This window comes from Streptomyces sp. GLSS-08 (genome assembly GCF_056387915.1).
Map to the genome: position 1 here is coordinate 1 of NZ_JBWJAQ010000034.1, position 11,191 is coordinate 11,191.

An 11,191-nucleotide genomic window follows, 5' to 3' on the forward strand; every position below is an offset into this window, starting at 1 on the left:
TTCATAGTGTTTCGGTGGTCATAGCGTGAGGGAAACGCCCGGTTACATTCCGAACCCGGAAGCTAAGCCTTACAGCGCCGATGGTACTGCAGGGGGGACCCTGTGGGAGAGTAGGACGCCGCCGAACTTCTTTTAGAGCTCCGGCTCCTGGGCATTTCGCCCAGGAGCCGGAGCTTTTTTGTTTTCCGGTGACGCCCGCACCCCTCCGCTTCATGCCATGAGTGCTGCGGGTAAGGTCAGGGAGCATCGTCGGCTCGTTCCCACAGGAGGCCCCCGGGTGGAGGTCCAGGAGACCCGCGTCCAGACAGACCGGGTCCTCACCATCCCGAACATCCTCAGCATGGCGCGTCTCGTCGGCGTGCCCGTCTTCCTGTGGCTGATCCTCTGGCCCGAGTTCGGGGGACCAAAGAGCGACCTATGGGCCCTCCTGGTGCTCATGTTCAGCGGTATCAGCGACTACCTGGACGGGAAGCTCGCCAGGCGCTGGAACCAGATCAGCAGCCTCGGCCGGCTGCTCGACCCCGCCGCCGACCGGCTCTACATCCTGTCCACCCTGGTCGGCCTCACCTGGCGGGAAATCCTTCCCCTCTGGGTGACGGCCGTACTGCTGGCGCGCGAGCTGGTCCTGCTGGTCATGGTGGGCATCCTCAGGCGCCACGGCTATCCGCCGCCGCAGGTCAACTTTCTCGGGAAGGCGGCGACCTTCAACCTGATGTATGCCTTCCCGTTGCTGCTGCTCAGTGACGCAGACGGCTGGATCGCGTCACTCGGAGCTATTTTCGGATGGGCATTCACCGGATGGGGTACAACCCTCTACTGGTGGGCAGGAGTCCTCTACGTGGTTCAGGTCCGCCGTCTTGTCACGGCGGACACCATGGCCGATTGAGCTCGCCCATTGCGCGGCTGAAGTGCTCGTTGGCCCGCCGACGGAATGTGCGGGACAATTTGGACGGGTGAAGTCGGCATGACCGTCTCTTCAAGGAGGACGCTTCCGACATGAAGGCCGTCGTGATGGCCGGAGGCGAAGGCACACGCCTTCGCCCTATGACCTCAAGCATGCCCAAGCCGCTCCTGCCCGTGGCGAACCGCCCGATCATGGAGCACGTGCTTCGGCTGCTCAAAAGGCATGGGCTCAGTGAGACCGTTGTTACCGTCCAGTTCCTGGCCTCGCTGGTCAAGAACTACTTCGGGGACGGCGAAGAGCTCGGGATGGAGCTCACCTATGCCAACGAGGAGAAGCCACTCGGTACCGCCGGGAGCGTCAAGAACGCCGAGGAAGCGCTGAAGGACGACACCTTCCTCGTCATCTCCGGCGATGCGCTGACCGACTTCGACCTCACCGACCTGATCAACTTCCACAAGGAGAAGGGCGGGCTGGTCACCGTCTGCCTGACCCGGGTGCCGAACCCGCTGGAGTTCGGCATCACCATCGTGGACGAGGAGGGCAAGGTCGAGCGCTTCCTCGAGAAGCCGACCTGGGGCCAGGTCTTCTCCGACACGGTGAACACGGGTATCTACGTCATGGAGCCCGAGGTCTTCGACTACGTCGAGGCCGACGTCTCCGTCGACTGGTCCGGTGACGTCTTCCCTCAGCTGATGAAGGAAGGCAAGCCCATCTACGGCTACATCGCCGAGGGCTACTGGGAGGACGTCGGCACCCACGAGAGCTACGTGAAGGCGCAGGCCGACGTCCTGGAGCGCAAGGTCGACGTCGAGATCGACGGCTTCGAGATCTCCCCGGGCGTGTGGGTGGCCGAGGGTGCCGAGGTGCATCCCGACGCCGTGCTCAGGGGCCCGCTCTACATCGGCGACTACGCCAAGGTGGAAGCGGACGCGGAGATCCGCGAGCACACCGTCGTCGGCTCCAACGTCGTCGTCAAGAGCGGCGCCTTCCTGCACAGGGCCGTCGTCCACGACAACGTGTACATCGGGCAGCACAGCAACCTGCGCGGCTGCGTGGTCGGGAAGAACACCGACATCATGCGCGCCGCGCGGATCGAGGACGGCGCAGTCATCGGTGACGAGTGCCTCGTCGGTGAAGAATCGATCATCCAGGGGAACGTACGCGTCTACCCCTTCAAGACGATCGAGGCCGGCGCCTTCGTCAACACCTCGGTGATCTGGGAGTCGCGCGGGCAGGCGCATCTGTTCGGCGCCCGCGGTGTCTCCGGCATCCTCAACGTGGAGATCACCCCGGAGCTCGCCGTGCGCCTCGCGGGGGCGTACGCGACGACCCTCAAGAAGGGGGCCACCGTCACCACGGCCCGTGACCACTCCCGTGGTGCGCGCGCGCTGAAGCGCGCGGTCATCTCGGCGCTGCAGGCCAGCGCCATCGACGTACGCGACCTGGAGAACGTACCGCTGCCGGTGGCCCGGCAGCAGACCGCCAGGGGCAGCGCCGGCGGCATCATGATCCGGACCTCGCCCGGTGTACCGGACTCGGTCGACATCATGTTCCTCGACGGTGATGGCGCCGACCTCTCCCAGGCGAGCCAGCGGAAGCTGGACCGGGTGTTCGCACGGCAGGAGTACCGGCGCGCGTTCCCGGGCGAGATCGGCGATCTGCACTTCCCGGCCAGTGTCTACGACTCGTACACGGGCTCCCTCCTGCGGAACGTCGACACCACCGGTATCGCAGAGGCCGGGCTGAAGGTCGTCGTGGACGCCTCGAACGGCAGTGCCGGGCTCGTGCTGCCCAGCCTGCTCGGCAAGCTGGGCGTCGACGCGCTGACCATCAACCCCGGTCTCGACGAGTCGAGGCCCACGGAGACGGCGGAGACGCGCCGCTCCGGGCTGGTGCGGCTCGGCGAGATCGTGGCGTCCGCGCGAGCCGCGTTCGGCGTGCGTTTCGACCCGGTCGGCGAGCGTCTCTCGCTCGTCGACGAGAAGGGGCGGATCGTCGAGGACGACCGGGCCCTGCTCGTCCTCCTGGACCTGGTGGCCGCGGAGCGGCGCAGCGGGCGGGTGGCGCTGCCGGTGACCACCACGCGGATCGCCGAACAGGTGGCGGCCTACCACGGGACGCAGGTCGAGTGGACGACGACGTCGCCCGACGACCTGACCCGGGTCGGCCGCGACGAGACGACGATCTTCGGCGGTGACGGCCGCGGCGGCTTCATCATCCCGGAGTTCAGCAGTGTCTTCGACGGCACCGCCGCCTTCGTCCGGCTCCTCGGGCTGGTGGCGCGTACGCAGCTCACGCTCAGCCAGATCGACGCGCGGATCCCGAAGGCGCACGTGCTCAAGCGTGACCTCGCCACTCCGTGGGCCGTCAAGGGGCTCGTCATGCGGCGGGTCGTGGAGGCGGCAGGCGATCGCTCGGTCGACACGACCGACGGTGTGCGGGTCGTGGAGGCGGACGGCCGCTGGGTGATGGTGCTTCCCGATCCCGCGGAGGCGGTGACGCATCTGTGGGCCGAGGGCCCCGACGACGCGTCGGCCCAGGCCCTGCTCGACGAGTGGGCGGCGATCGTGGACAGCGCGGGGCGCTGAGCCGAGGGGCGTGCCGGACAAGTGCCTCCAAGGGGGCCTGTCCGGCACGCCGGTGGGGCCATTCGGAGGTAGCCGTCGCGACGTGCGACGATGTGCGGCATGCCGCAGCAGCACCCCGTTCGGAGCACCCCCACGCGACCCGCGCGTCCGGATGCCTCCATGTCGCTGCTCACCAACGTCATGGATCACAGCCTCGACGACGGCTACGCCGAGGCGGCCGCGCGGGAGAAGTCCGACGGCGCCGGCGGCATGCCGAAGACGCTGCGGGCGAAGCTGGGTCTCGCAGCGGGTCTGGTGCTGGCGGGACTGGTCGTCACGGTCGGTGCGGCGCAGGCCCGCGTGGCTGCCCCCGTGGTCGCCAAGGAGCGCCAGGAACTCATCGACCGCATCGAGAGCGAAACGGCGACCGCCGACAAGCTGGAAGACGCCGTCGACACCCTGCGTGACGATGTGAGCGCCCGGCAGCGCGAGGCGCTGAAGAAGGACGGGGGCGGCGACCAGGCCGACCTGGTGGGCATCCTGTCGGGTGCCACCGCGGTGCACGGACCCGGCGTGAAGCTGGTCGTGAACGATGCAAAGGACGCCTCCTCGGGCGGCAACGGCGATCCGCGCGAGACGTCCGACTTCTCCGACACGGGACGCGTGCGGGACCGGGACATGCAGCGCGTCGTCAACGGCCTGTGGCAGTCGGGTGCCGAGGCCATCTCCATCAACGGGCAACGGCTGACGGCGCTGTCGGCGATCCGCGCCGCGGGTGACGCGATACTGGTCGACAACAAGCCGCTCGTGCCGCCGTACACGGTGCTCGCCGTGGGGGACGGCAACCGGCTGAGCACGAAGTTCCAGAACAGCGCGGACGGGCTGTATCTGCACGCGTTGCAGGAGAACTTCGACATCCGGACCGGTATTTCCGTAGAGGATGACCTCCGGCTGCCCGCGGCAACGAGTGTGATCGTACGAACAGCAGAGCCGAGCACAGAGAAGGGCACATCGTGATCGCCGTACTGGGCCTCGTCGTGGGAGTCGTGGCTGGACTGTTGGTCCGGCCCGAGGTCCCGGCCGTCGTCGAGCCTTACCTTCCGATCGCCGTCGTGGCGGCGCTCGACGCCGTGTTCGGTGGTTTGCGCGCGATGCTCGACGGCATCTTCGACGACAAGGTCTTCGTGGTCTCCTTCCTGTCGAACGTGGTCGTGGCCGCGCTGATCGTCTTCCTGGGCGACAAGTTGGGCGTCGGCGCCCAGCTCTCCACGGGCGTGGTGGTCGTCCTGGGCATCCGGATCTTCTCCAACGCCGCGGCCATCCGCCGGCACGTCTTCCGGGCGTGAGGCCGATGAGCGACGAGGACAAGACACCCAAGAATTCCGGCCCGCCCGAGAGTTCGGAGCACCGCCTGCGCAGGGAACTGCCCGAGGAGGTCCCGGCGGCGCCGACGCCTCCCGGGCCGGAGACGGTCCAGGAGGAGCGGACGAAGGAAGACCCCCCGCTGACCGGCCGTCAGAGGCTGGCCAAGGGGCTGTGGCCGCCCCGGGTGACCCGCGCCCAACTCATCGTGGCGCTGCTGCTGTTCGGCCTCGGGTTCGGCCTGGCCGTGCAGGTGGCGTCCAACAGTGACAGTGGCAGCGCCCTGCGGGGTGCCCGTCAGGAAGACCTCGTACGCATCCTGGATGAACTCGACGACCGTACGCAGCGTCTTGAGGACGAGAAGCAGGGGCTGGAGGACCAGCGCACCGAGTTGCGGAACAGTTCGAACCAGGCCGAGGAGGCTCGTAGGCAGACGGTCGAGAAGGAGAAGCAACTCGGCATTCTCGCGGGCACGGTGGCGGCGCAGGGACCCGGAATCACGGTGACCGTCGACGACACGAAGGGGACGGTCCAGGCGGACATGCTGCTCGACGCGATCCAGGAGTTGCGTGCGGCCGGGGCGGAGGCGATCCAGGTCAACGGCGTGCGGGTGGTCGCCGACACCTATCTGACGGATTCCGGCGGCGGAGTGAGCGTCGACGGGAACAAGATCAAACAGCCTTATCGTTTCAAGGTCATCGGCAAGCCGCAGGACCTGGAGCCGGCGCTCAACATCCCCGGAGGTGTGGTGCAGACGCTGGAGAAGGAGCAGGCCACCGTCACGGTGGAACGCTCGACGAAGATCGTTGTGGACGCCTTGCGAGCGGTGGAGCGGCCTGACTACGCTCGGTCGTCCTCCCCGTGAGCCCCCGGCGCATGGGGGCTCACGGGTCAGGGCATGAGGTTGCGGGGGGTCGGCGCACCGATTGGGTGGTGCGTGGTGGAAACTGTCAGGTGGATACGGACGTTGTGAGGATGTCCGGGTCGACCGGTGTGTTCAATCAGGGTTCGTCCTGCCCCACGGGCGGGTCTGTTTCGGTCAAGGGGAATCGCCCGTGAAGTTGTTTGCGAAGTTGTTCGGCAAGAGCGCACGAGAGGGCAGCGACAACGCGACTGCCCGCCACCGTGCACCGCGCCCCGCGGACGGGGAGGCGCAGAGCGGTGACCGCCCGCTGTTCCGGGACCAGGTCGCTGGTCCGGGCGGTGACATGTCCGGTGGCCAGGGCGCGCGGTCTGTTGACCCTGCCGCGTCCGGCCCCATAGGTTTCGGGGATCCGTCGACCTCGGGTACGGGCGGGGGGTACGCCTCCGGCCCGTACGCGTCACCCGCCCCTGGGGGGCAGCCGCGGCAGGAGGACCCGTCCATGTCGGCCCTGGTTTGCACGAGGTGCGGCAACCGCAACGCGGAGAACAGCCGCTTCTGCTCCAACTGCGGTGCGCCCCTGCGGGGCGGTTCTCCCGCGGAGCGTCCGTCCGAGACGACCTCGACGATCTCCATCTCCGGCCTCGAGGCCTACGACTCCGAGGTGACGGGCCAGACGCAGTCGCCCGCGCTCTCCCCGGAGGCGCAGGCGGCCGTCGACGCGCTGCCGCTCGGCTCGGCGCTCCTCGTGGTGCGCCGCGGCCCGAACTCGGGCAGCCGCTTCCTCCTGGACGGTGAGCTGACGACGGCGGGGCGTCATCCGCAGAGCGACATCTTCCTGGACGACGTGACGGTGTCGCGTCGCCACGTGGAGTTCCGTCGCGCCGCGGACGGCTCGTTCACGGTGGCCGACGTCGGCAGCCTCAACGGCACGTATGTCAACCGGGAGCGGATCGACCAGGTCGCCCTGTCCAACGGTGACGAGGTGCAGATCGGCAAGTACCGGCTGGTCTTCTACGCGAGCCAGCGAAGTATCTGACCGCCCGAACTCCGTCCGGGGGGACCCAGGGAAGGTCCATGCTTCACACACCGAGCGGCGGTGCCGGCAGCGGTACCGCCGCCGCGGACATGATGAGCATCGGCGCGGTGCTGAACGTGCTGCGCGACGAGTTCCCCGAAGTGACCGTCTCCAAGATCAGGTTCCTGGAGACGGAGGGGTTGATCGAGCCGCAGCGGACCCCGTCGGGGTATCGCAAGTTCAGTGCACACGACGTCGAGCGCCTCGGGCACGTCCTGCGGATGCAGCGCGACCACTATCTGCCGCTGAAGGTCATCCGGGAGCACCTGGACGCGCTGGAGCGCGGCGAGGACGTACGCCTGCCCGCCCTGGGGCGTCAGCGCGACGTCGGCGACGGTGAACGGCTCGGAGAGCTCTTCGTCGAGCCGGAGCCGCCCACGGCGGCGCGCATCGGCCGCGACGAGCTGCTGGCCGCCGTCGGGATCGGTGAGCCGGAGCTCGCGGAGTGGGAGTCCTACGGGCTCGTCACTCCACTGCCGGACGGCGGCTATGACGCCGAGACGCTCACTGTCGCCGCGCTCGTGGTCGAACTGGGGCGCTTCGGGATCGAGCCAAGGCACCTGCGTGCGATGAAGGCTGCCGCCGACCGTGAGGCCGGTCTCGTCGACCAGGTGGTGTCCCCGCTGCGGCGCCACCGCAACCCGCAGACCAGGGCTCATGCCGAGGCCCGTACGAAGGAGCTGGCGGGGCTCACGGCGAAGCTCCATGCCGCTCTGGTGCAGACCGCGCTGGGTGTTCGACTTCCCTGAGCGGGGCGTTCGCCGGTGGCGGATCGTCCACCCGTTCTGTGCCCGACTACCCAAACGTCCCGGGCACGGCCTAGGGTTACTGTGTGAACGAGCTCGATGTCGTAGGTGTCCGGGTCGAAATGCCCTCCAACCAACCGATCGTGCTCCTGCGCGAAGTGGGAGGCGACCGTTACCTCCCCATCTGGATCGGGCCGGGGGAGGCGACGGCCATCGCCTTCGCGCAGCAGGGCATGGCCCCCGCGCGACCGCTGACCCACGACCTGTTCAAGGACGTGCTGGAGGCCGTCGGCCAGGAGCTCACCGAAGTGCGCATCACGGATCTGCGTGAGGGCGTCTTCTATGCCGAGCTGGTGTTCGCCAGCGGGGTCGAGGTGAGTGCGCGGCCGTCCGACGCCATAGCGCTCGCGCTGCGCACCGGGACGCCGATCTACGGCAGCGACGGTGTGCTCGACGATGCGGGTATCGCGATCCCGGACGAGCAGGAGGACGAAGTGGAGAAGTTCCGCGAGTTCCTCGACCAGATCTCTCCCGAGGACTTCGGGACCAACAGCCAGTGATGCCCCCGAACGGCGAGAGCCGCGACCGGCACATGCCGCAGGCCGGTGACGCGTTCTACGGCCCCTACGGAGCGCATTCGGCTAGCCTTTCCCCGCGGTGGGGCACGGTAAACCACTCCTAGGGTGATTATCACCCGGCGTGGCGAGTGTGGCGATCGTTGACGCGCCCCGGGCGACTGCCTACCGTCGAGAAGGCAGTTCAAGGACGGAGGTCGGCGTGAGAAGCAGCGGCGACGGTACGGCTGGGGGTGCCCCCGGACGCAGTCTGGGGGAGAGCGGCCCGTACCCGCTTCACGGCAACGCAGCCGGCCCCGCTCCACAGCGGCCGACACCGGTGCCGGACGGAGAGGCGGATTCCGCGGAGATCGGGTATCGCGGCCCCACGGCGTGTGCGGCGGCGGGTATCACCTATCGGCAGCTGGACTACTGGGCGCGCACCGGCCTGGTCGAGCCGAGTGTGCGACCGGCCCACGGCTCGGGGACGCAGCGTCTCTACAGCTTCCGGGACGTCGTGGTCCTGAAGATCGTCAAGCGGTTCCTCGACACGGGCGTGTCCTTGCAGAACATCCGCACCACGGTTCAGCACCTGCGTGAGCGCGGGTTCCGGGACCTGGAGCGGATGACGCTGATGAGCGACGGCGCGACGGTCTACGAGTGCACCTCCCCGGACGAGGTGCACGCGCTGCTCCAGGGAGGCCAGGGCGTCTTCGGGATCGCCGTGGGGGTCGTCTGGCGGGACGTGGAGGCTGCGCTGTCGCAGCTGCACGGCGAGCGGGTGGACACCGGCGAGACCCTCGTCGGACAGAACCCGGCGGACGAACTGGCCCGGCGGCGCAACCGAGCGGTCTGACGTCACCCGGTCCCGCCCGTGCTCCGGCGACGGACGGCGCCTTCGGCGGTTGCCCCCAGCTCGACGAGGCATTGTCAGTGGCGTAGGGCAGCATCGGACACGTGAGAACCACGCCCACGATCCTGCATCTCGACATGGATGCCTTCTACGCCTCGGCCGAGCAGGCGGCCAAGCCGAGCCTGCGCGGAAAGGCCGTGGTCGTGGGCGGGCTGGGTGTACGTGGTGTGGTGGCGACCGCATCGTACGAGGCGCGGGTGTTCGGCGTGCACTCGGCGATGCCCATGGCGCAGGCGCGCAGGCTCGCACCCCACGCCGCCTATCTCGTGCCGCGCTTCGAGCTCTACCGGCAGGTCAGCGAGCAGGTGATGGGTCTGCTGCGGGCGCTGTCGCCGCTCGTGGAGCCGCTGAGCCTGGACGAGGCGTTCGTCGATCTGGAAGCCGGAGGGACGGCGTGGGACGAGACCTCGGCGCGGCTGGTGGCCGGGAAGCTGCGCGCGGACATCAAAGCCGTCACGGGGCTGACCGGTTCGGTGGGGCTCGCCGCTTCCAAGATGCTCGCCAAGATCGCCTCGGAGCAGGCCAAGCCCGACGGCCTCGTGGTGATCGAGCCGGGTTCCGAGCGGGCGCTGCTCGGGCCCATGCCGGTGCGGACGCTGCCCGGCGTGGGGCCCGCGACCGGGGACCATCTGCGGCGGGCCGGGATCACCACGGTCGAGGAGATCGCCGAGGCCGGCGAGGACGAGCTGGTGCGGCTGGTGGGCAGGGCGCACGGGCACGCGCTGTACGCGATGGCGCTGGCGCACGACGAGCGGCCCGTGGTGGCCGAGCGGGAGGCGAAGTCGGTGTCGGTCGAGGACACCTACGAGGTGGACATCCACGACCGCGTGCGGGTCGCCGCCGAGGTGCGGCGGCTCGCCGACCGGTGTGTGCGGCGGCTGCGGGGCGCCGGGCGCTCGGGGCGGACCGTGGTGCTCAAGGTGCGGCGGTACGACTTCTCCACGCTGACCCGGTCCGAGACGCTGCGCGGGCCCACGGACGACCCCTCCGTGGTGCGCGAGGCCGCCGCCCGGTTGCTCGACGCGGTGGACACGACCGGCGGGGTGCGGCTGCTGGGCGTCGGGGTCACCGGGCTGGCCGACTACACGCAGGAGGACCTGTTCGCACAGGCGCAGGCCGCCGCCGGGGAGCTCCTGGCGCAGGAGCAGGCCGAGGAAGACGGGGCGCGGGAAGCGGTCGGGGAGCCGGCCCGGCCGGCCGAGCGGCGCTGGCCCGCCGGGCACGACGTACGGCACGCCGAGTACGGGCACGGCTGGGTCCAGGGCAGTGGACTCGGGCGGGTGACCGTGCGGTTCGAGACGCCGTACTCGCAACCGGGGCGGGTGCGGACGTTCCGGACCGAGGATCCCGCACTGGAGCCGGCGGACCCGCTGCCCCTGGTCGCGGGGGCGCCACAGACCGCGGTCCCGGCGGAGGCCGCCTGGCCGGTGCCGGGTGGGACGGATGCGGAGGAGGTGTCAGGGGGACGGGCCGGTCAGGCCTCGTCCGAACCGGCGAGCGTGCCGAAGTCGCGGTCCGGCGGGGGAGGGGACGCCAGGTCGAGCCCGTAGTGGTGGTAGAGCTGGAGTTCCTGTTCCGGAGAGAGGTGGCGGCCGACACCGAAGTCGGGCGCGTCCTTGATGAGGGCACGGTCGAAGGGGACCCGGAGCGTGCCCTCCACGACCTCGCTGGGCTCCAGCGGCACGAAGGCGTCCCGGCTGAACAGACCCGTGCGTATGGCCGCCCACTCGGGCATCCCGGTGGCGTCGTCGAGGTACACCTCGTCGACCGTGCCGATCTTGGTGCCCTTGCGGTCGAACGCCTTGCGGCCGATCAGGTTGCGCGGATCGATGTCGGTCTGCACGGGCCCTCCTCGTGGGCGCAAAACTCATCCGTAAGCACTACGAAAGAGCACATTCAGGAAGGTGGCCACTCGAAAGCCCGTGCGCTGTCCTCGCTGGTAGGCTGGCAAACGGCTGCTGACCCCGTGCGGGAGAGTCCTCCGGCGAGACCGGAGGCGCCGAAGGAGCAAATCCTCCCCGGAATCTCTCAGGCACACGTACCGCACGGACGAGGTCACTCTGGAAAGCAGGGCGGGTGTCGTCGGCTCCCGTCCTCACCGACGGTGAAAACCGGGTCGTCAGCTACGGCGGGCCGGTGAAGCTCTCAGGTTTGAGATGACAGAGGGGGAGGCCGTCGGGGTACCCGCGTCGTGGTACCCCCCGA

11 protein-coding genes, 1 rRNA gene and 1 riboswitch are annotated in these 11,191 nt (G+C 69.2%); of the genes, 11 read left to right on the forward strand and 1 reads right to left on the reverse strand.

The window, feature by feature from the left end; translation table 11 throughout:
- Nucleotides 1-10: 10 nt before the first annotated feature.
- The 11 genes from rrf to AC0ZLC_RS33050 all read left to right on the forward strand — a co-directional run bounded on the left by rrf (nucleotide 11) and on the right by AC0ZLC_RS33050 (nucleotide 10,536).
- Nucleotides 11-127: ribosomal RNA gene (gene rrf / locus AC0ZLC_RS33000) — 5S ribosomal RNA — on the forward strand.
- 150 nt (nucleotides 128-277) lie between these two features.
- Entirely contained in the window at nucleotides 278-886 is a 609-nt protein-coding gene (gene clsA, locus AC0ZLC_RS33005; protein ID WP_476755615.1) for a cardiolipin synthase ClsA, read from the forward strand.
- 110 nt (nucleotides 887-996) lie between these two features.
- A complete protein-coding gene (locus AC0ZLC_RS33010; RefSeq protein ID WP_476755616.1) occupies nucleotides 997-3,492 on the forward strand; it encodes a sugar phosphate nucleotidyltransferase in 2,496 nt (831 codons plus the stop codon).
- A gap of 159 nt (nucleotides 3,493-3,651) precedes the next feature.
- Nucleotides 3,652-4,488, forward strand: coding sequence for a DUF881 domain-containing protein (locus AC0ZLC_RS33015; protein ID WP_476755617.1), 837 nt, complete (start codon nucleotides 3,652-3,654; stop codon nucleotides 4,486-4,488).
- Nucleotides 4,485-4,817: a small basic family protein gene (locus AC0ZLC_RS33020; RefSeq protein ID WP_003988855.1), complete on the forward strand. Its 333-nt coding sequence runs from the start codon at nucleotides 4,485-4,487 to the stop codon at nucleotides 4,815-4,817. The genes AC0ZLC_RS33015 and AC0ZLC_RS33020 overlap by 4 nt, the downstream gene beginning before the upstream one ends.
- 5 nt (nucleotides 4,818-4,822) lie before the next feature.
- Nucleotides 4,823-5,698 (forward strand): DUF881 domain-containing protein, encoded by an 876-nt coding sequence (locus AC0ZLC_RS33025; RefSeq protein ID WP_476755618.1) that lies wholly within the window; start codon nucleotides 4,823-4,825, stop codon nucleotides 5,696-5,698.
- Between the two features lie 61 nt (nucleotides 5,699-5,759).
- Complete coding sequence (locus AC0ZLC_RS33030; protein ID WP_476755619.1) at nucleotides 5,760-6,734, forward strand: FHA domain-containing protein; 975 nt, start codon at nucleotides 5,760-5,762, stop codon at nucleotides 6,732-6,734.
- Between the two features lie 38 nt (nucleotides 6,735-6,772).
- Nucleotides 6,773-7,522 carry a transcriptional regulator FtsR gene (gene ftsR / locus AC0ZLC_RS33035; protein ID WP_476755620.1) on the forward strand — a complete coding sequence of 250 codons (750 nt, stop codon included), beginning with the start codon at nucleotides 6,773-6,775 and terminating at the stop codon, nucleotides 7,520-7,522.
- Nucleotides 7,523-7,605: 83 nt separating this feature from the next.
- Nucleotides 7,606-8,079 (forward strand): bifunctional nuclease family protein, encoded by a 474-nt coding sequence (locus AC0ZLC_RS33040; RefSeq protein ID WP_006123076.1) that lies wholly within the window; start codon nucleotides 7,606-7,608, stop codon nucleotides 8,077-8,079.
- Nucleotides 8,080-8,296: 217 nt separating this feature from the next.
- Nucleotides 8,297-8,929 (forward strand): MerR family transcriptional regulator, encoded by a 633-nt coding sequence (locus AC0ZLC_RS33045; RefSeq protein ID WP_476755621.1) that lies wholly within the window; start codon nucleotides 8,297-8,299, stop codon nucleotides 8,927-8,929.
- A gap of 101 nt (nucleotides 8,930-9,030) precedes the next feature.
- On the forward strand, nucleotides 9,031-10,536 hold the full coding sequence (locus AC0ZLC_RS33050; protein ID WP_476755622.1) for a DNA polymerase IV: 1,506 nt from the start codon (nucleotides 9,031-9,033) through the stop codon (nucleotides 10,534-10,536).
- On the opposite strand, the gene AC0ZLC_RS33055 is transcribed toward AC0ZLC_RS33050, so the two are convergent.
- Complete coding sequence (locus tag AC0ZLC_RS33055; RefSeq protein WP_388786219.1) at nucleotides 10,461-10,829, reverse strand: PRC-barrel domain-containing protein; 369 nt, start codon at nucleotides 10,827-10,829, stop codon at nucleotides 10,461-10,463. The genes AC0ZLC_RS33050 and AC0ZLC_RS33055 overlap by 76 nt on opposite strands.
- A 116-nt stretch (nucleotides 10,830-10,945) precedes the next feature.
- Nucleotides 10,946-11,040: riboswitch (glycine riboswitch) on the forward strand.
- The last annotated feature ends 151 nt before the right edge of the window (nucleotides 11,041-11,191 follow it).

Coding starts and splice junctions, on each gene's coding strand:
- AC0ZLC_RS33015 (WP_476755617.1), top strand. CDS start 3,652: ATGTCGCTGCTCACCAACGTCATGGATCACAGCCTCGACGACGGCTAC.
- AC0ZLC_RS33010 (WP_476755616.1), top strand. CDS start 997: ATGAAGGCCGTCGTGATGGCCGGAGGCGAAGGCACACGCCTTCGCCCT.
- AC0ZLC_RS33025 (WP_476755618.1), top strand. CDS start 4,823: ATGAGCGACGAGGACAAGACACCCAAGAATTCCGGCCCGCCCGAGAGT.
- ftsR (WP_476755620.1), top strand. CDS start 6,773: ATGCTTCACACACCGAGCGGCGGTGCCGGCAGCGGTACCGCCGCCGCG.